The organism is Deltaproteobacteria bacterium, assembly GCA_019308925.1.
GTDB lineage: Bacteria > Desulfobacterota > B13-G15 > B13-G15 > RBG-16-54-18 > JAFDHG01.
The window spans coordinates 20,581-40,040 of the sequence record JAFDHG010000013.1 but is presented as its reverse complement, the minus strand read 5'-3'; the positions used below and the strand labels follow the sequence as shown (position 1 = coordinate 40,040).

The 19,460-nt window shown below is 51.8% G+C and carries 21 protein-coding genes; 13 read left to right on the top strand and 8 right to left on the bottom strand.

The features are described from left to right. Positions 1-221 precede the first annotated feature (221 nt). Together JRI46_03490 and JRI46_03485 are read left to right on the top strand one after the other, a co-directional pair. The gene (locus JRI46_03490) at positions 222-431 is read left to right on the top strand and encodes a hypothetical protein (protein MBW2038646.1); all 210 of its coding nucleotides are present in this window, start codon (positions 222-224) and stop codon (positions 429-431) included. An 85-nt stretch (positions 432-516) separates the two neighbouring features. Continuing rightward, positions 517-804: a hypothetical protein gene (locus tag JRI46_03485; GenBank protein MBW2038645.1), complete on the top strand. Its 288-nt coding sequence runs from the start codon at positions 517-519 to the stop codon at positions 802-804. 36 nt (positions 805-840) lie between these two features. Here JRI46_03485 and JRI46_03480 read toward each other — a convergent pair whose 3' ends face one another. The 5 genes from JRI46_03480 to JRI46_03460 all read right to left on the bottom strand — a co-directional run bounded on the left by JRI46_03480 (position 841) and on the right by JRI46_03460 (position 6,432). After that, positions 841-1,812, bottom strand: coding sequence for a L,D-transpeptidase family protein (locus tag JRI46_03480; GenBank protein MBW2038644.1), 972 nt, complete (start codon positions 1,810-1,812; stop codon positions 841-843). Positions 1,813-2,196: 384 nt separating this feature from the next. Beyond that, positions 2,197-4,635: a primosomal protein N' gene (gene priA / locus JRI46_03475; protein MBW2038643.1), complete on the bottom strand. Its 2,439-nt coding sequence runs from the start codon at positions 4,633-4,635 to the stop codon at positions 2,197-2,199. Positions 4,636-4,682: 47 nt separating this feature from the next. After that, on the bottom strand, positions 4,683-5,210 hold the full coding sequence (locus JRI46_03470; GenBank protein MBW2038642.1) for a hypothetical protein: 528 nt from the start codon (positions 5,208-5,210) through the stop codon (positions 4,683-4,685). A gap of 18 nt (positions 5,211-5,228) precedes the next feature. Then, entirely contained in the window at positions 5,229-5,900 is a 672-nt protein-coding gene (locus JRI46_03465; protein MBW2038641.1) for a zf-HC2 domain-containing protein, read from the bottom strand. A 1-nt stretch (position 5,901) separates the two neighbouring features. After that, entirely contained in the window at positions 5,902-6,432 is a 531-nt protein-coding gene (locus tag JRI46_03460) for a sigma-70 family RNA polymerase sigma factor (GenBank protein MBW2038640.1), read from the bottom strand. 243 nt (positions 6,433-6,675) lie between these two features. On the opposite strand from JRI46_03460, the gene rpsU reads away from it, so the two are divergent. Next, the gene (gene rpsU / locus JRI46_03455; protein MBW2038639.1) at positions 6,676-6,861 is read left to right on the top strand and encodes a 30S ribosomal protein S21; all 186 of its coding nucleotides are present in this window, start codon (positions 6,676-6,678) and stop codon (positions 6,859-6,861) included. Here the strand turns inward: rpsU and JRI46_03450 are convergent. Together JRI46_03450 and JRI46_03445 are read right to left on the bottom strand one after the other, a co-directional pair. Continuing rightward, on the bottom strand, positions 6,840-7,400 hold the full coding sequence (locus JRI46_03450; GenBank protein MBW2038638.1) for a 2-oxoacid:acceptor oxidoreductase family protein: 561 nt from the start codon (positions 7,398-7,400) through the stop codon (positions 6,840-6,842). The two genes, rpsU and JRI46_03450, sit on opposite strands and share 22 nt — an antisense overlap. Positions 7,401-7,402: 2 nt before the next feature. Further along, positions 7,403-9,202 (bottom strand): 4Fe-4S binding protein, encoded by a 1,800-nt coding sequence (locus JRI46_03445; GenBank protein ID MBW2038637.1) that lies wholly within the window; start codon positions 9,200-9,202, stop codon positions 7,403-7,405. Positions 9,203-9,507: 305 nt separating this feature from the next. Between JRI46_03445 and JRI46_03440 the strand changes: the two genes are divergently transcribed. The 5 genes from JRI46_03440 to rodA are packed head-to-tail and all read left to right on the top strand — an operon-like array spanning position 9,508 to position 14,805. Next, a complete protein-coding gene (locus tag JRI46_03440; GenBank protein ID MBW2038636.1) occupies positions 9,508-10,545 on the top strand; it encodes a rod shape-determining protein in 1,038 nt (345 codons plus the stop codon). A gap of 1 nt (position 10,546) precedes the next feature. Continuing rightward, the gene (mreC, locus tag JRI46_03435) at positions 10,547-11,377 is read left to right on the top strand and encodes a rod shape-determining protein MreC (GenBank protein ID MBW2038635.1); all 831 of its coding nucleotides are present in this window, start codon (positions 10,547-10,549) and stop codon (positions 11,375-11,377) included. Between the two features lie 5 nt (positions 11,378-11,382). Further along, positions 11,383-11,925 carry a rod shape-determining protein MreD gene (gene mreD, locus JRI46_03430; GenBank protein ID MBW2038634.1) on the top strand — a complete coding sequence of 181 codons (543 nt, stop codon included), beginning with the start codon at positions 11,383-11,385 and terminating at the stop codon, positions 11,923-11,925. Continuing rightward, positions 11,891-13,711: a penicillin-binding protein 2 gene (mrdA, locus tag JRI46_03425; protein MBW2038633.1), complete on the top strand. Its 1,821-nt coding sequence runs from the start codon at positions 11,891-11,893 to the stop codon at positions 13,709-13,711. Before mreD ends, mrdA begins: the two co-directional genes overlap by 35 nt. Next, the gene (gene rodA, locus JRI46_03420) at positions 13,708-14,805 is read left to right on the top strand and encodes a rod shape-determining protein RodA (GenBank protein ID MBW2038632.1); all 1,098 of its coding nucleotides are present in this window, start codon (positions 13,708-13,710) and stop codon (positions 14,803-14,805) included. The genes mrdA and rodA overlap by 4 nt, the downstream gene beginning before the upstream one ends. 228 nt (positions 14,806-15,033) lie before the next feature. On the opposite strand, the gene JRI46_03415 is transcribed toward rodA, so the two are convergent. After that, the gene (locus tag JRI46_03415) at positions 15,034-15,447 is read right to left on the bottom strand and encodes a single-stranded DNA-binding protein (GenBank protein MBW2038631.1); all 414 of its coding nucleotides are present in this window, start codon (positions 15,445-15,447) and stop codon (positions 15,034-15,036) included. Positions 15,448-15,577: 130 nt separating this feature from the next. Between JRI46_03415 and JRI46_03410 the strand changes: the two genes are divergently transcribed. Genes JRI46_03410 through era form a run of 5 tightly spaced genes read left to right on the top strand, consistent with a single transcriptional unit; the run spans position 15,578 to position 19,444 of the window. After that, positions 15,578-16,108, top strand: a complete 531-nt coding sequence (locus JRI46_03410; GenBank protein MBW2038630.1) for a hypothetical protein — start codon at positions 15,578-15,580, stop codon at positions 16,106-16,108. Positions 16,109-16,152: 44 nt separating this feature from the next. After that, positions 16,153-16,881: an ABC transporter permease gene (locus JRI46_03405; protein MBW2038629.1), complete on the top strand. Its 729-nt coding sequence runs from the start codon at positions 16,153-16,155 to the stop codon at positions 16,879-16,881. Between the two features lie 15 nt (positions 16,882-16,896). After that, complete coding sequence (locus JRI46_03400) at positions 16,897-17,634, top strand: ABC transporter ATP-binding protein (protein MBW2038628.1); 738 nt, start codon at positions 16,897-16,899, stop codon at positions 17,632-17,634. 12 nt (positions 17,635-17,646) lie between these two features. Beyond that, complete coding sequence (locus JRI46_03395) at positions 17,647-18,579, top strand: MCE family protein (protein ID MBW2038627.1); 933 nt, start codon at positions 17,647-17,649, stop codon at positions 18,577-18,579. After that, positions 18,560-19,444 carry a GTPase Era gene (gene era, locus JRI46_03390; protein MBW2038626.1) on the top strand — a complete coding sequence of 295 codons (885 nt, stop codon included), beginning with the start codon at positions 18,560-18,562 and terminating at the stop codon, positions 19,442-19,444. The genes JRI46_03395 and era overlap by 20 nt, the downstream gene beginning before the upstream one ends. Positions 19,445-19,460 lie beyond the last annotated feature (16 nt).

The following is a 19,460-nucleotide window of genomic DNA, read 5'->3' as shown; positions in this document are numbered from 1 at the left end:
AAAGATAGTCCCGTAACATAGTGATATATAAGAAAAATTTAATCTCCTAGTGTAACTGGAAATTTTTGTGCTTATATTTCAACTACTTACAAAAGACTTGTCAAACTTGGGTTTTAAAAAGGATATAATGAAAATCGTTTTTCGTCAATATATCTTGCCCTGAGTGATTGATAGATATTGGGAATTAGGCTATGATGGAGCGAAACGAAAGGAGAGGATAGGTGTCTCCAGGCCTTTGTCTTGCTCTCCTCCTTCTTTCCCTTGGGATAGCGGCCTTTGGCCTTGTCATGTTGAAGGTCGCCTATGACCTACAGCATCCTGTGGAATTTATCGCTACCTTTTTTGCCGCCTCCTTGGTCATCCTCATCGGGGGGGCCTTGGCCGTTGGCTTTGGCCTGAGGTTTTTTAAAAGGTTTACCAAAAAAAGTTAAAAATACCCCTTGAAATTATGGAAAAAGGAGGGTATAAGATATCGAAGAGGTTATCCCATCAACTTTTTAAAAAGGAGGGTATGTTATGGTGGAGAGATCTTGGGTCAAAAAGGCTGGTGTTTGTCTTTGTTCTCTGGTTTTTATAGCGGTCCTCGGGTTGGGCTGTGCCACCGACAAACAGATGAAGGAGATCAAACAGCACAGGGAGGCCGCCGAGGCGGCCATGAAGGCAGCCCAGGCGTCGGCCAAAAGTGCCAAGGGTTCCGCACACAAGGCTGAGGCCGCTGCCATCAGGGCTCAGTCCTCTGCCGACAGGGCCGAGATCTGTGCCGAGAAGTGCGAGAAGGCTTTTGAGAAGGGATTGCGGAAGTAAGGCCATGTAAGGGCGGTAATCTCTTGGTTGCCGCCCTTACTTTTTTCGCGTGATATCGACGGGGATCCCCGTTTGTTCCTCCAGGGCCTGGACGAGGAGGTCGAGATCTACCTCCTCCCAAATCCGATAGGTAAAGAGCTTCTTTGCGCTGTGGAGGAGGAGGTCGGGGATCTTATGGTAGATATCGGGGTGGACCTCGATAAAGATGTGGTTATCTTTAAAACCGATCTTTATAGGTTCATAGATGATCTCCACAGGTGTCCCTAATTTCACCAAGGAGAAGAGCTCCTCAATATCCTCTGGATAAAGCCTTATACAGCCATGACTTACCAATCTACCTATTCCCCAGGGAGAGTTGGTGCCATGAATGCCATAGTCATTGTTGGAAAGCCGTAACCAATATTCTCCCAGGGGATTATCTGGGCCTGGGGGGATAAATCTTGTCCCGTATTCTTCCTGAATGGAGGGGGGGATGTTCCAGGTGGGGTTTTTGGTCTTTTCCACTACCTTAAAACTCCCGAAGGGGGTGGGCCAGTCCAGGACTCCGACGCCGATGGGATATGTCTTCACCATCTGGATCCCTTTTAGAAACAGATAAAGCCTTAACTCAGGGATGTTGATTACGATCCCCCGTTTATAGAATATGGGGAGCACCCAGGAGGTGGGGACCTTCATTTTTTTGTCTGCAGGGGGTACCCAGGGATCGATGTCGGGATGGAGAATGACCAACTCCAGATATCCCAGATCGTATTTCCTGGCGATGTCCAACAGGGTATCCTCTTCTCTAATGGTATAGTCTCGGAATGCCCCGATCACTGTATTTGCCGATGGATCTATCCCACCCCTATTTTCGGGCATGCAATAATGGTATGCCCCCTTGGGGTGGAGTTTTCCCGGGAGCAAGAGGAGGAATAAGAGCAAAAGGAGGGGAAAGGCCTTTTTCCCCATCTTGATCATTCCTTTATTTGGGTTTATCTTTTTCTCTGGCGAACTTTTTCCCCTCATCATATTGGTAGACGGTCTTCCCCTTTTCTCTGAAGTTTGGGGGACAAAAAGGACCGAAGAAAAGGATCCTACAGGGGTTTCCCTTAAAAATCCCGATAATACTTCAATTTCCATTAGAATCTATAGGATGAATTCTTGAAAGTCAATATATTCCTTTTGTTATAAAGAGCCTTGGTTCTTCTCCAAAAAAAGTTGCTAAAAGGGGTCCAAGGATTCAAAATGAAGGGTTCTAGGATTCCAGGGTTCTAGTGTATTTCACTCGACCACTAGACCCCTTGGCCCCTAGGACCCTGTATTTATTGGCCCCTTAAATCCTTTCAATTCCACCAACTAAATGAGAGAAGATCCAGACCCTTATATAGTGCTTATCTAGGATAGGCCTCTATTTCAAAGTATGGAAAGGGGGTCCACATCCACCTCTATTCTTACCCCTTTTAGTCTTTTTCCCTCTTCCATCAAGGGGTGGACGAAACGTTGAAGGTGGGTGATCCTTTCCCCCTTGAGGATGAGTTGCCAGCGGTATCTCCCTTTGATCTGGGCTAAGGGGGCAGGGCTTGGCCCCAATATCTGCACCTTCCCCGGGTGGGCCTTTAGTAGAATTGCCCCCTTTTTCGCCAGCTTTTGTATTCCCACTTCTGCATCCTGGGGGTCTCTGGATGAGACCCTTATATTGACCATGCGGGTGAATGGGGGGTAGCGCAGGGCCTTGCGTAAGGCCATCTCCTCCTGATAGAAGCCCCAGAAGTCATGTCCTTTGGCCCTTTGAATGGCGTAATTATCGGGGAGAAAGGTCTGGATGATGACCTTTCCTGGACGCCTCCCCCTTCCTGCCCTTCCAGCCGCTTGGCTGAGCAGTTGAAAACCCCTCTCCGCTGCCCGGAGGTCAGGGAGGTTGAGGGTGACATCGGCTGAGATGATTCCCACCAACGTGATCTGGGGGAAGTCGTGTCCTTTGACGATCATCTGAGTTCCTATTAGGATATCTATCTCACCCCTTTCCAAGGCCCTTAATAGTCTTCCATAGGCACCCCGCCGGGTCATGACATCACTGTCCATGCGTGCAACCCGAGCCTGGGGGAATAGTTTCCTTATCTCTTCCTCCACCCTTTCTGTGCCGAACCCAAGCAATTGGATCTTGCCGCCCCCGCAGTGGGGACAGATTTGGAGGGCGGGAAGATGATAACCACAATAGTGGCAAAGGAGGACCCTTCTCTGGGCATGAAAGGTGAGGGTTACGCTGCAATTGTTACATTTGAAGGGAGAACCACAATCAGCGCAGATGACCGAACTGGAGAACCCCCGTCGGTTTAAAAAGAGAAGGGATTGCCCTCCATTTTCCAGAGCTTCGGCCAAGGCCTCCTTTAAGGTGGAGGAGAGCAGGGGATGTTTTTCCCCCTTTAGGTCTACTATATCCACCTGTGGCAAGATTCCTCCTGCTACCCTTTGTGTTAGGTGCAAGGGTTGGAACTTCCCCCTCTGGGCGTTGTAAAAGGATTCGAGGGAAGGGGTGGCGGAGCCGAGGACCACCACAGCTCCCTCCCTCTTTGCCCGCACTAAGGCCAGGTCCCGCGCATTATATCTCACCCCTTCTTCCTGTTTGTACGAGGTCTCATGTTCTTCGTCCACGATGATCAAACCTAGGTCTTTACAGGGGGCGAAGATGGCGGAACGGGCACCGATGACCACCTTAAGCCCGCCCTTGCTCACCTTCCTCCACTGGTCGTACCTCTGCCCCGGCGACAGACCGCTGTGCAGGAGGGCCATTTCCACGGCCAGCCTCCTTTGGAAGCGCCCCAATAATTGGGGGGTGAGGGAGATCTCAGGGACGAGGATCAAGGCCTGCTTACCCAAAGACAGGGCCTCCTGCACAGCCCTGAGGTAGACCTCTGTTTTTCCGCTACCCGTCACACCATGGAGGAGAAAGGGGCTAAACATATTCCCCTCCAGGGCCCTCCTTATCTGCTTCAGGGTCTCTTGTTGCTCTGTGGTCATGGAGAAGGGGCCTTCCTCTCTTTCAAGAACCTCCATAACTGGTTCTCTATAGATCTCCTCCTCCTTCACGGCCACTATTCCCCTTTTCATCAACTCCTTGATTGCCGAGGGGGCTCTCTTGAACCTCCTCTGAAGTTCTCCCATCGGTACCCTCCTTTTCCCATCGAGAAAGGAGAGAATTTCCCTCTTCCTGGGTTTGAGGGGCTCAGCAGGGCAAGGGGGTGGTAAGGTCTCCACAAAGGTCAACTTTTTGACCTTCGTCCTTCCCTCCTTTATCTTTGCCTCCAGGGAGATCAATCCCTTTTTCTGCAAGGAGAAGAAGAGGGAACGGCGAGGGTGGTCCTTGAGGAGCCTCTTCAGGGGGCTCCCCTTTTGAGGGTCTATGGCCTGCAGTACCTCGACATATGGGGCCCTATGGGGAGAGTGCCCGAGGGCCACCCTTTTCCCCTCTTGCGTCAAGGATACGTGATAATAGCTCTCCCAGTTGATCCCGGGGGGAAGGGCCGTCTTTATTACCTCCCCCAAAGGGGCGAGGTAATAGTTGGCAATCCAACGGAAGAATTGGAGCATCCCCTCGTCAAAGAGAGGGGCCTCATCCAGGATATCGAGGATCTCTTTTATATCTATGCCCCTTATACCTGGGGGAAGATGGGGAGGTATCTCCAGTAGGTAGCCGGTGACCTTTCGTCTACCTAAAGGGACCAAGACCCTCTTGCCGACCTCGGACAAGGATCGGAGATGCGAGGGGATGGCGTAATATAAGGTCTTCTCCAGCGGGAGGGCAATTCCTACTTCCGCATATACCCCCCCTTTATCTATCCCTGCCTGTGACATCCCTCAAGAGATTAACATCTAAAGGGGGGGTTGTAAAGGATGCAGCCTCAGGGTTTCCTGGGCCTCATCTCCCTTCGCTTTGCCCTTTCGATAAGGCCATGTATCTCGCGGCGAAAGTTCTCTTGGAAGATGATGTATTTTGCCTGTTTTTTTACAGGGAGGATCTTCTTGAGCTCATTAAATCCCTCCCCCTTCACCTTTTGGAGGTCCCTGTCGTTTTCTTCCAGGGCCTTTACTGCCTCCTTCAAGGCCCCCTCAGATACCTCACCTTTCTCGACTATCCTATTCAATTCCCAAAAGAGCCTCTTCCTTTCTTCCCTCAGCCGTCTCTTTTTCTCCTCATATTTGCGCAGAAGAGGGAAGAGCTTAGCTCCTTCCTCTTCCGTCAACTCCAGCTCTTCGGTCAGCCGCCACATCCAGATGAGTTCCACCCTCTTTTTCAGTTCCTCTGCTCGTTCGCGATTCATGGGTCTTTCCTCTCTGGATGGAGGGGGTCCAGTGGGCTGAGCAAGGGTCTTTGCACCAGTTAAACCCAGAGAGACAATCAAGGCCAAGACAAGCAATCCTTTGTTCATCGGATCTCCTCCTTTTCGTCAACTGGAGGGATATCTCGAGGAGAGAAGTTGACAGAACTCCTCCAGATCTTCCTCCTGTAACTCCTCCAATTCCCCATAGAGGTCGTCCTCTCCGAACAGCAGTGTTAGCGCCTCTGCGATCGCCGCCGTCTCCGTCGGTTTTAGAGGGGGCCTTAACCCTTCTGCCAAAAGAGGAGACTCTTTCAGGGTAATCCCACCCGGGGGGCCTTCTCCTTCCATGGCCATGGGCCCAAAGGAAAGGTGATGGACCACCTCAACCAGGACCTCCTGCTCCTCAAAAAAGGCCCATGGACTTTGCTGTTCCCCATTAAAGGGTCCCCAAAGGCCACCTTTTAAAACGATTACCCCCACAATGATGAGCAGGGCCGCCGCCGCAGGGAGAAAGAATCTCCATCCTGGGAGGGCAAAGCCCCTTTTTTCCTTAGAGGGCATAGTTTGTCCCCCCCTTATCTCCCTCATAACGCCCCGGGTAAACTCCTGCCAGAACTCCTCTCCCCTTTGAGGGAGGGGTTGATGGGCAAGTCCATCCCAGATTTTCCTTAACATCCCTAAGCTATTTCTGCAGTTGGGGCATCCTTCTATATGTTGGTCGATTTGTCTCCTCTGCTCAGCCGATAGCTCATCGCCGATGTAGTCCGGCAATAACTTCTCCACCTTATGGCATCTCATCTCAGCCCTCCTGGAAGATCTCCTTCAATTTGATAAGGGCGTGGTGAAAATTTGCCTTTACCGTCCCCACGGAACATCCCAAGACCTCCGCTATCTCCCTGTACTTCATCCCTTCTTGCACCCTCAGCGTCAAGGTGAGTCGCTGTCTCTCGGGTAGTCGTCCCCAGGCCCGCAAGAGGAGCTTCTGTTCCTCATTTTCTATAAGTTTCTGTAAGGGGTTAGCGGATGAGGGCGGATCGATATCACTCCAATCCTTAAACTTCTCCTTTCCATGATCTCGTAGGTAATTTTTGCAAAGGTTGATGGCGATGCGATAGAGCCACGTCTTAAAACTCGCCCCTTGGCGGAAGCCCCAGAGCCCCTGGAAGGCCCTAAAGAAGGTGGTTTGGGCCAGGTCTGCTGCCGCTTGCTCATCCCTGACGAAGCGGAGGGTGAGATAATAGATAGGTGCTTGATACATCATGACCAGCTCCTCAAAGGCCCCCTCTTCCCCCCTCAGCACCCTCTCCACCAGTTGGGTTTCCCCTCCCATGGTTACCTCATATTTTTTATGACACCAGAAAGGTGAAAAGGTTTAATCCTCCCCGCTAATGAAGATACCATTTCCCAAAGGGGGATTCAAGGATTCGAGGATGGGAAAAGATCTGTTTGGTCCTGTTAGGGGGTTGAAAATATATCGCAGATGGTTTATAATTTTATTTTAAAAAGTAAAACGAGGTCATCGGAGGATTAATAGCAGGGGCGGAAAGACTCTGAAAGGAAAGGAGGGGATTGGATGACTGAGAGAGATGAACTTGAGAAGATGCTCAAAAGGCTCAAGAAGGATTTTCAAAGGAACATCCAGCCTGCCTTAAAGAAGCACTCCTACTTTATCAGCAAGGGAGAAAGGGTAAGGCTGAAGAGGGCCAAGGCCATCCGCAGGATGCGCAGGAAAGAGCGTCAATTTTCCCGTGCCGCCTGATTCCCCTCCTCCGCTTTGTCCTCCTCCTTATTACCTTGCAAAACTACCTGCCATCCCTCCTGTAAGGCCTTTAGATTGCCTGTAAGAAACTTCTCTGGGGTGAGTTCTCCAGTGACCTCTAGGAAGGGTTCAATGGAGATGGCCGGAACAAGATGGGCTAAGACATATCCCAGGAGGACCAAATTACCTCCCCTGGGATTGCCTATCTTGTGAGCTATTGCGCTGGCATCGATACAATGGACCCCTTTTTGAGGTGTATTTTTAATGATTATCCCCCCCTCTTTGAGGTAGGGGAGATTCCTGTGGGCCTCTTCGAGAGAGGTCCCCACTAAAAGGTCGGCCTCCCCATAACGGATCAGGGGGCTCTGGTAATCCCCAATCTTGATCTGTGATATCACCGATCCTCCCCTCATGGCCATGCCGTGGGTCTCCGTTGAGATCACGGGTTGGCCACATCGGTAGAGGCCCTCTACCAAGACACGGGTCATAAAAATGATTCCCTCCCCTCCCAGACCAGCGATGACCATTTGGAGATCCATTTTTACACCCTCTTTATCGCCCCCTGCGGGCATACGTAAAGGCAGGCGCCGCAGTTGGTACATAAGGTCTTGATGATAATGGGTCCCCCTTGAGGGCCTTTGCACAAGGCTGGGCATTCGAACCTCTCCGTGCACAGACCACAAAGATCACATTCCTCTCCGATAAAGATCTCACCCCCCCCCTTTTTCTCATCCCTAGCCCCATAGATCAGGCAAGGGTGCCTGGCGATGATCACCGCTACCCCCTTCTCCTCGCCTCGTGCATAGTGGTCCGCCTCCTTTAAAAGTTGAATCAGGAGGGGGATGTCATAGGGGTCCACTGTCCGGATGAAGTCCACCCCACACCCTCTAACTACCTCCTCTATCTGTATACTTTTACCCGGACCACCCCCTGCTGGTGTGGGTTGTCCACCAGTCATGGCCACCGTCCCATTGTCCAGGATGAGAAGGACAAAGGAGGCCCCTTGGTGGACGGCGTTGATCAAACCTGTGATCCCTGCATGGAAGAAGGTAGAGTCTCCGATGGTGGCAACAATGGGTGGGACACTCTTTTGTCCCTGTTTAAAAGAGTGGTAAAGGCCTGCGGCTTGATTGACGCTTGCACCCATGCACAGGCAGGTGTCCACGGCCTTGAGATTCAACCCCAGGGTATAACAGCCTATATCGCCGGGATATATCCCCTGGGGCAAGGCCTTTTTTAGGGCCCAGAATGCCGCCCGGTGAGGGCAGCCAGGGCACAAACTCGGTTTCCTCCCCCCCTCAGGGGGGATCCTCACCTCCCCCACCCCTTCACCCAAGAGGGTGGCGAAGAGGTGGGCGATGATGTCTGGGGTTAGTTCTCCCTCGGAGGGGATGGTGAGGTCCAACCTTCCCCTGACTCCCTCCCTGCAGCCTATCTGAAGCTCTATCACGGGATAGGTCTCCTCCAATATCAAGGTCTGTGGATGGATTTGTACAAGTTCATCTATCTCCTGGCCCAGGGGGTAGGGGAGGTCGACCTTGTACAAGGCCACCCTTTCCTCCAGCCCCATGGCCTTGACGACATCGTAAGCATAGGCATAGGGGACCCCTGAGGCCACCACAGCCATCTCCGCCCCCCCAGGGGCGGAGATGGGGGATGGGTGGTTTCGGAGAGAGATCTCTCTGATCTTTCTGTTTAGCTCCTTGTGCAGAAGATATCTGAATCTTGGGGTTGCTGCCCAACGCTGGGGGTCCTTTTTGAAAGAGGGAGTTTCGTTTCTCCCTTCTATCTTGTCCAAGACAACCCCCTGGCGGGAGTGGCATACCCAGGAGGTCGGTCTCATCATCACCGGTATCTCATATTCCTCAGAGAGTTCGAAGGCCCTTTTCACCATCTCCTTGGCCTCTTGAGGGCAGGAGGGGTCAAAAACGGGTATCTTGGCAAAGGTCGCTAGGTATCTGCTATCCTGCTCTGTCTGGGAGCTATAAGGCCCAGGATCATCGGCGGCGATGAGGACAAAACCACCCCTTACGCCTGTGTAAGCAGAACTCATCAAGGGATCTAAGGCCACATTTAATCCCATCTGTTTCATCATAACGGCTGACCTTCTGCCTAGGTAGCTATTGGTCAGGGCCACCTCAAAGGCTACCTTTTCGTTCACCGACCATTCGGTATGGATATTCAAACTGTGCTCCTCCTTTATCCGGCACACCGTCTCCATGATCTCAGAGGCAGGGGTTCCGGGGTAGGAGGTTGCCGCCGTGGCCCCAGCCTCTATGATTCCCCACGCCATGGCCTCATTTCCCATGAGGACCTTACCTACTGATCTTCTCTGTTTCATCTCCTCAACCCCGCACAAGTGGTCAAAAAATTAGGGCCATAAGCCTTTTGAAGTGGCCTATGACCCCCTTGTCTTTTCCTTCTTTATCTCTCAGTTACTTCATTGGCCAGGCCACTCCCCCTCTATTTTTCCTTACGCCACCAATTGAGGCAAGAGTACCTGACCATTATTACGCTCCTTTATGGTAGACTTCTATCACAAGGGGCAAGGGAAGTCAACCTTTTTTGTTAAAAGGGCCTTCATTTCCTCTTGATTCTGAGGGGCTTATTTGTTAGGTTATATTGTATATAAAAAAGGGGGAGATTATGTTTGATGCTGTTATGAGCCTCTTTTCCACCGATCTGGCCATTGATCTCGGGACAGCCAACACCTTGGTCTATGTCAAGGGAAAGGGGATAGTGTCCAATGAGCCTTCGGTCGTGGCCGTGTATCGCGACCCCAGGGGGAATCAGAAAATCCTCGCCATCGGGGAGGAGGCGAAGGGCATGTTGGGAAGGACCCCTGGGAATATCATCCCCATACGTCCGATGAAAGATGGGGTCATCGCCGATTTTGAGATAACAGAGCAGATGCTCCGTTATTTTATCTTCAGGGCCCACAATCGCAGATCCTTCGTCCGCCCCCGTGTGGTCGTCTGTGTCCCCTCGGGGATCACCCCGGTGGAGAGGAGGGCGGTGAAGGAGTCAGCAGAGTCGGCCGGGTGTAGGGAGGTCTACTTAGCCAATGAACCAATGGCTGCGGCCATCGGGGCAGGACTCCCCATTACCGAGGCCTCGGGCAATATGATCTTGGATGTAGGAGGAGGGACCACAGAGGTGGCGGTAATCTCCCTGGGTGGAATCGTCACCAGCAATTCCATCCGGGTGGGGGGTGATAAGATGGATGAGGCCATCATTCAGTATGTGAAGAGGAAATATAATCTCTCCATTGGAGAGAGGACTGCCGAACTGGTGAAGATCAATTTGGGAAATGCCTTCCCCACCGACGATGCCACGGATACAATGGAGATCAAAGGAAGGGATTTGGTCTCAGGTATTCCCAAGACCTTGGAGCTGGCAGTGGGGGAGGTGAGGGAGGCCATTACAGACTCCCTGAACGACATCGTGGATGTGGTAAGGATCACCTTGGAGAGGACTCCACCGGAGCTGGCCTCTGATATCGTCGATAAGGGGTTAGTTTTAACCGGGGGCGGGGCCTTGTTGAAAAATATAGATGTCTTGTTGCGCAACGTCATAAACCTCCCCATAACCATCGTGGACGATCCCCTCTGTACTGTGGTTATGGGATCGGGTAAGCTATTGGATGATATGGATCTCCTGAGGGAGGTGACGCTCCATTATTAGGATGGTGGACCTCAGGAGACGTCGTGGCACTCTCGTCATTATCCTTCTTATTGTATGCGCTGTATCCCTCATCTCCATTCAGATAAGTGGGCGCTATGAGGGGGATCTCTTCCATAGCGTAGTCTTGAGATTTATCTCTCCCTGTCAACGAGCCTTTCATTGGACCATCGACTCCATGGTTAACCTCTTTCAAGGCTATATCCTTTTGGTAGACCTCAAAAAGGAAAACCTTCGTCTGCAGGGTGAAGTGTACCGCTTGCAGAGGGAGAACGATGAGCTGAGGGAGTCAGCCAAGGCTGTCAGGCGTTTGCGGCGTCTCCTCCTCTTTAAGGAACAGGTCCCTGCTGCCATGATCCCCTCTGAGGTCATCGCCTACTCCCCCTCGGCTTGGTTCAGGACAATAGTGATAAACAAGGGGCGACGTGACGGCGTGCGAAAGGGGATGCCGGTGGTGATCTGGGAGGGGGTGGTTGGACAGGTGATCAGGACCTCCACGGGTTCATCCATCATCTTGCTTATTATCGATCGAAATTCCTCAGTGGATGCCCTGGTACAGCGGACCAGAACGAGGGGGATCTTGGAGGGTGAGGGTAGCCCTCGGTGTCAATTGAGGTATGTCTCTCGAACGGATGAGATACAGGTCGGCGATCGTATCGTCACCTCTGGTCTCGGTGGGATCTTCCCCAAAGGGCTGTTCATGGGAACGGTGGTGAGGGTAGAAAAGAAAGAATATGGCCTCTTTCAAGAGGTAGAGGTCAACCCCAGCGCTGACTTCTCCCGCCTGGAAGAGGTGCTGGTAATCTTAAAGCCAGCAGGAGAAGGTAAGGGGTAAAGGCCTTGTTCAGGGTTCTACTCCCTTTCTTTGTTGGGGTGGGGTGGTTGGTGTTGGAGACCACCCTCGTGGGTTTTCTCCCCACCCGTTTCCCCAGCCCCGATGTGGTCCTTATAGTGGTGATTGTCTATGGTCTTAAGTACTCCCTTTCCCTTGGAGGCGGTTTCTCTTTCGTTCTAGGTGTGCTGCAAGATGTGTTAGCGGGAGGAGTTATCGGCCTGAATGCCCTCTCCAAGACGGTGGTCTTTTTCCTTACCACATTGATAGCGGGAAGGTTTTATTTCCCAAACGTGATATCCAAGATGGCGATGGTACTTCTTGGAGGGATAGTCGATGGTTTTCTGTTGGCCGTCGTCTTGCTCATCGGAGGAGGTATACATATCCCCTTTCCCACCCTCTTTCGTTCTTTCCTTTTGCAAATTCTTTGTACAGGGTTCTTTGCCCCTGTCGTCCTTATCATAACTCCAAAGATATTCGCCCTCGGGGAGAGGGGAGAAGGGGGTATTTTCCGCCATGGACTTAAGAAGGCGGGAGCCAGAGGAATTTAGACCGAGGCATAGGTATTTTGTCTTCGTCGTCGTCATCATCTTCTTCTTCATCTTTGTAAGGCTTTGGTATCTTCAGATAGTTAAGGAACAGGAACTCCGGCTACTCTCTGAAAATAATAGGATACGGTTGAGGAAGATCCCCGCTGTGCGGGGGATGATCATGGATAGGAAGGGAAGGATATTGGCAGATAATCACACCTCCTTTAATGCCATGGTGATGCCTGAGGATGTGGACGACCTGAAAGGGTTGACCAAGAAGCTCTCCCGATTTCTGCACCTTCCCCCTGTGGAGATAGAGCGCAAGATAAAGGATAGGGATCGTCCCCCGTTTCAACTGGTAAAGATCAAGACAGACATCTCTTGGAAGGAATTGAGCCTTTTGAAGACTTATAGATTGGATCTTCCTGGGGTAGAGGTAAGTATGAGGCCGATAAGGACGTATCCATATGGCGAAGTGGCTGCCCACATATTGGGTTATGTAGGGGAAATAGATAAGGAGGAGCTGAAAAGCAGAAAGGGTTATAAGATGGGGGACTGCCTGGGAAAATACGGGGTGGAATGGCAATGGGAGGGGCATCTGAGAGGGATCGATGGGGGTAGACAGGTGGAGGTTGATGCTGTGGGGAAAGAGGTACGGGTCCTAAAAGAGGTCTTCCCTATTCCCGGACACAATCTGTACTTGACAATAGACCTGGATCTGCAGAGGTACGGGGAGAAGCTCTTGGACGAAAAGGCAGGGGCCATTATCGCTATGGACCCCACAACTGGTGAGATATTGGCCTTTTGCAGCAGTCCTTCCTTCCAACCAGCCCTCTTTGCCGAGGGGATATCGGTCGAGGAGTGGGAAGAGCTGGTCTCCCACCCCTTACACCCCCTGCAAAACAGGGGGATCCAGGGGCTTTATTCTCCCGGCTCTGTCTTCAAGATAGTGACAGCAGCGGCAGGTTTGGAGGAGGGGGTGATAACCCCCAAGACTACCCTTTATTGTTCCGGCATCTATTACCTGGGAAAGAGGGGGTACCAGTGCTGGCGGAGAGGGGGGCATGGGGCGGTGAAGCTCCATAGAGGATTAGTGGAGTCGTGCGATATATTCTTCTATCAAGTGGGGGAGAGATTGGGAGTGGAGAAGTTGAGCAGGTATGCGAAGGGCTTCGGCCTCGGAAGGCTTACGGAGATAGACCTCAAGGGGGAGAAAAAGGGGTTGATCCCCAGCGCGGAATGGAAGAGGGAGAGGTTGGGTGAGCAATGGTATACGGGAGAGACCATTTCCATGGCCATAGGTCAGAGTTATATCTTGGTAACCCCCCTACAACTACTCAACCTCATCAGCTCCATTGCCAACGGCGGGGTCCTCCTCAAACCGCAGATAGCAAAACGTGTGGAGGACATTGACAAGAAGGAACTGGTGGACTATCAACCCCAGGAGATAGGAAGGCTTCCTGTCTCCACAGAGACCTTGGATGAGATAAGGGAGGCACTTGTGGGCGTAATCAAAGACGATCATGGGACGGGTAGGGCTGCTCGCCTTGCTGGGGTGGAGATAGCTGGGAAGACGGGCACCGCACAGGTGGTCAAACTCAGAGGGAGGGGGAGGAGGCCTAAGCCCGAGGAGATGCCCTATGAGTCGCGAGATCACGCATGGTTTGTGGCCTATGCCCCCGCCCATAACCCTGAGATTGCGGTGGTGGTGTTGATCGAGCATGGAGGGCATGGGGGCTCTGCCGCCGCCCCCTTGGCCCGGGAGATGATAAGGAGATATCTATATCTTAAACGAAGGGAAAAATGATCGTCAGGAGGCTGTGGGGTCAACTGGATGGTAAGCTGATCACCCTGACCCTTGCCCTGATGACGATAGGGATCATCAACCTCTACAGTGCCACCATCAACCTACCTGGAGGGGAATTCCTCTTCTATCAGAGGCAGCTTTGTTGGTTGGGGATAGGGGTATTTCTTGGCCTGCTGGTATTTTTGGTTGACTACCGCTATTATAAAGAGTTTGCTTATCACATTTACATCTTGGCCCTTCTGGCCATAGTCTGTGTGCTCATCTATGCGATGGTGGTGGGGGGGGTCCAACGGTGGATAAGGATAGGACTTTTCACCCTTCAGCCCTCGGAGCTAATGAAGATTGCCCTCATCCTCGCCCTCGCCAGCCATTTTGCTCATTATGAGAGGAAAGAGGGGTATCGACTGAGGGAACTCTTCATCCCGGCGGTCATCACCCTGCTGCCCACCCTGCTGATCGCCAAGCAACCTGATTTGGGGACGGCCTTGGTCTTGGTCTTTATCTTTTTCTCCATAGTCATGTTCGTCAAGATCCGCTTCCGATCCCTCATCATATTGTTAATGGTGGTCATCATTGCCACCCCTTTTTGTTGGGCTGGGCTGAAGGATTATCAACGCACCAGGGTCCTCACCTTCTTAAACCCCGATATGGATCCCTTAGGGGCAGGCTATCATATAATCCAGTCCAAGATCGCTGTCGGCTCTGGAGGAGTATGGGGGAAGGGGTATCTTCATGGTACCCAGTGTAAACTCCAGTTTCTTCCCGCGCACCATACGGATTTTATCTTCGCCGTTGTGGGAGAGGAGTGGGGGTTTGTTGGCTGTGGGCTGGTCCTGGCCCTCTATTTAGCCCTGATCCTTTGGGGCCTCAACATAAGTGTTAGGGCAAAGGATAGGTATGGGGCCATCCTCGCCTTTGGGGTAACGGCCATGATATTTTGGCATGTAGTGATAAATGTGGGCATGGTCTTGGGGATTATGCCTGTAGTAGGTCTGCCCCTGCCCTTTTTAAGCTATGGCGGTTCTTCTGCCATTGTCAATTTAATGGGAATAGGTCTCCTTCTTAACGTCAGGGCGAGGCGGTATATCTTTTAACCCAAACGAAAATAAGGGCTTGGGTTCACCTCCGCCTATGTAAAATATAGGATTCAAGGATTTAAATCATAGGATTCAAGGGGTCTAGGGGCCCAGGGTTCTAGTGAAAAATAAAACCCTTGAACCCTCGAATCCTAGAATCCTCGAACCCTATCTTATATGGGGTTTCAGGGGGGACAAATCCCCCTGAAGGCAAGCCCTAAAATACCTTCAGAGTCCATACTCATCTCAAAAGGGGATGTCGTCTTCTTCCTTGGTTAACTCTGGAGGTTCCTCTACGGGTTCACCCTCCATCCCCTTGATCTGTTCCCCAGCTGCCCCCAACATCACCATGTTGGTGGCCGCCACCTCTGTTACCCACCTCTTGTTGCCCTCTTTGTCCTCCCATGAGCGGGACCTGAGCCGCCCCTCCACATATACCTGTCTCCCCTTACTCAGATATTCCGCACATATCTCCCCCAATTTTCCGAAGGCCACCACCCGATGCCACTCGGTTCTGGTCTCCCTTTCTCCCTCCTTATTGGTCCAGTTTTCACTGGTGGCGATCCTGAAGCTGGTAACTGCAGTCCCCGTGCTGGAGTACCTGACCTCAGGATCAGCCCCTAAATTCCCTACCAAGATCACCTTGTTCACTCCTAACATATCTTTTCTCCTCTCCTCAAACTTTGGCTACCTACAATTACCATATAACCTCGTTGCTTTCAACTCCAAAAGAGGGAGCCGAGTCTGATGTGGTTGACTTTACCCTTGAAGTCCTATAAGGTATTTTAAAATGTCCAAACTATATTTCAAATATCTGGTAATTTCCTTTCTCCTTTTTCCCCTCTGGTGGTTAAGTTGTGCTCCTACCTTAAATTTGGTGGAGGGGGGGAGATATCGCGATCCCCAGGGATATTTTGAACTCCTCCTCCCCCAGGGCGGTTGGATGTTATTGTCTTGGGAGGAGGTAGATCTTGCCCTTTGGGATCCTCAGGAAGGGGCGACCATCGTGTTAAATGTGAGCCCATTGAAGAGGGATTTGGACCTGCCCAACCTCACCCGTCATCTGCTCATCGCCTTCGAGCGCAAGAAGATCATCGCCCAAGACACCGCGAAGGTCAACGGGAGAGAGGCCTTGAGAACTGTGTTAGAGGGGCAGGTGGAGGGGACCGAGGTAAAGGCTGAGATCTATGTGGTGAAAAGTGAGGGCCTGGTCTATGACATGATCTTTTGGTCACCACTTGAGGTGTTTCCCCGCAAGGTGGAGACGTTCCGCCAATTTCTTGCTGGCCTCAACTTCCTCCAACCCAAGGGACGCCATTGAAGGAACTGGCCTATCTCATCCTGCAGCAATTGAGATCTGCCCTCATGTATGTGGGTGGGGCTACCCACCTCCTCCTTCAGGCAGTCTATTATGGGATTAGACCACCCTACCAACTAGGGCTTATCGTGCAGGAGATGGATTACATCGGCATTCGTTCCTTGACAGTGGTCAATGTCATCGCCATCTTTGCGGGGATGGTCTTGGCCCTGCAGACCGCCTATGCCCTGAGCCGTTTTGGGGCCAAAGGGTTTATTGGGGTGGTGGTGGCCATATCCATGGTAAGGGAAATAGGGCCGGTCTTCACCGCCATCATGGTGGGGGGGAGGGTAGGTTCAGGTATTACCGCTGAGATCGGTTCCATGAAGGTGACCGAGCAGATCGATGCCATCCGGGTTATGGGGGCCAATCCCGTGAAGAAACTGGTGGTCCCCAAATTGGTCGCAACGGTATTGGTCCTCCCCCTTCTCACCATTGTGGCCGACATCTTGGGTATCTTGGGGGGGCTCATTATCAGTGTCTTAGAGCTTCAGGTCAACTCCTACTACTATTTTACCACTATCTTGGAGAATATATCTTTACAGGATATGGCCAGCGGGGTGGGTAAGGCCTTCTTCTTTGGCTTCATCATCGCGGTCATCGGGTGCTATCAGGGGATGGTTACCAAGGGGGGGACCGAGGGGGTTGGCCGCTCCACCACCACTACTGTGGTCTTGGTCTCCATTATGGTCTTGGTGTCTGACTTCTTTTTGACCAAGTTATTTATGTTACTCTAGAAGATGAAAAGGTCGATCATCGAAATCAAAGATATCTATAAATCCTACGACGACCTCCAGGTCTTGCAGGGACTGAAGCTAGGGATAAAAAAGGGGGAGACCATCACCATCTTGGGTGGTAGTGGCACGGGTAAGAGCGTCCTGCTCAGGCTTATCACTGGCTTGGAAAAGCCCAATCAAGGAGAAATATGCATCGAGGGGAGGGATATTGTGCCCCTCAGGGAACATGAGCTGCTCCCCATTAGGAGAAAAATGGGGATGCTCTTTCAAGGTGCTGCCCTCTTTGATTCCCTCAGTGCCGGGGAGAACGTGGCCTATCCTATCAGGGAGCACTTCCGTCTCCCCGAAGGAGAGATCCAGAGGATGGTGAAAGAGAAACTGCGCTTGGTGGGTTTGGAGGGGGTGGAGGACAAGATGCCTGCAGAGCTGAGTGGGGGGATGAAGAAGAGGGTGGCCCTGGCCAGGGCCATCGCCATCGATCCAGAGATCATCCTGTACGATGAACCCACCACAGGTCTTGATCCGGCCAATATCAAGAGGATAAACCACCTTATTGTTGAGATCCAGAAGATATTAAAGGTCACCTCCATCGTGGTCACCCACGATCTGGACAGCGCCTATGCGGTGACAGATCGTTTGGTCCTCTTACATAGAGGGAAGATCGCCATGGTGGGGACCAAGGAGGAGTTTGTCTCCTCTGAACTCAAAGAGGTAAGGGCATTTATCGCCGATGAGGTCACTGAAGGAGAATAAAAGGAGGAGAGGATGAGATCGACTAAATTTACCGAGATAAAGGTAGGGGCCTTTGTGGTGATCATCCTGGTCCTTTTCGCCGTGGTCATCTTCGCTATCGGGAGCCATCAGAGGTACTTTCAGAGTCAATACACCCTTTGGGCCTGCTTCTCCAACATCAAGGGGCTGGTCGTTGGCGCTCCGGTGAGATTGGCCGGCCTTACAGTGGGCAGGGTTAGCGCCATCTATTTCGCGGGAGATATAGAGGAAAAGACCATCAAGGTAGAGATGAAGATAAATAAGGGGATTCAAGAAAGGATCCGGGAGGACTCTATAGCCACCATTCAGACCATGGGCCTGTTGGGTGATAAATATGTGGAGATCACCCTGGGGTCACCTGAGAACAAGGTCTTGTCGGGCAGGGCACGAATAAAGAGTGTTGATCCCATCGACCTCTTCGCCTATGTGGCCAAAACCGAGGCGGTCATCGATGTCATCAATACCATCTTGGTGGACATCAAGGAGATCAGCACCCAGGTGAGGTCCGGGAAGGGGTTTCTCCATGCTGTCTTATATGATCCTGCTGGGGGGAAGTTGGTGAGGAATCTGTCGGTGGCCTCTGCCTCCCTGGATGATTTGATAAAGGAGCTCTCCGATACCTCCCGGTCTTTGAGCACCATCGTCAGCAAGGAAGGAGGGGATCTGGTAAAGGATCTATCAATGGCCTCTTCATCCCTGGATGACCTGATGAAGGAGCTCTCTTCCGTCGCCCAATCTTTAAATAACATCGTCAAGAAGGTAGAAAGGGGAGAGGGAAGTTTGGGGGCCATCATCAACGACCCCTCGGTCTATGAAGACCTAAAAGTGATCCTCGGAGGGGCCAAGAGGAGTCAGGTCATCAAGGGGCTCATCCGTTACACCATCAAAAAAAAGAAGGAGGAGGGGATTGGAGAAGCAGGAAGATGATTTCCATTCGGGTTTTGTCCCCATTATTGGGCGGCCCAATGTGGGGAAGTCCACCCTCCTCAATCGTTTCCTGGGGGAGAAGATTGCCATCGTCTCACCCAAACCACAGACCACTTGGAATAGGATCCTCGGGGTCAAGACCCTTCCTCATGCCCAGATCATCTTTGTAGATACCCCTGGGATCCATGAGGACACCTCAAAACACAACAGATATATGCTCAATGCGACCAAAGGTGCCTTGCAAGATGCCGATATAGTCCTCCACATGGTAGAGGCCTTCCGACCCTTCCTACAAGGGGAGGAGATAGTATGGGAGGTCCTTGAGGGGATAAAGGCCCCGGTCATCTTATTGATCAACAAGGTCGATCTGGTAAAAGGAGGTGGTGCCTTGCCAGAACCCCCTTTCCCTTATACCAAGGTCATGCGGATATCGGCCCTCTTGGGCACCGGAGTGGACCGCTTAGAAAAAGAGATTATAGCATTCCTTCCCCCTGGTCCCAAGTACTATCCGGATGACTTCATCACCGATCAGACGGAGAGGTTTATGGCGAGGGAGATCATCCGGGAGAAGATCTTTTACCTGACCCATCAGGAGATCCCCTATTCATGTGCGGTGGTGGTGGAGGATTTTAAGGAGAGGGAGGGGGGAGTGATCTGGATAAGGACCTCTATCAATATAGAGAGGGAATCTCAGAAGGGGATTCTCATTGGGAAGGGTGGAAGGATGTTGAAAGAGATCGGAAAACGGGCCAGGATGGACCTGGAGCAGCTCCTGGGTGCCAAGGTATACCTGGACCTTTGGGTGAGGGTGCAGAAGGACTGGACGAAGAAGGATTATGCCTTGCGGGAGTTTGGCCTCGCTTAAGAAGAAATTGACAAAA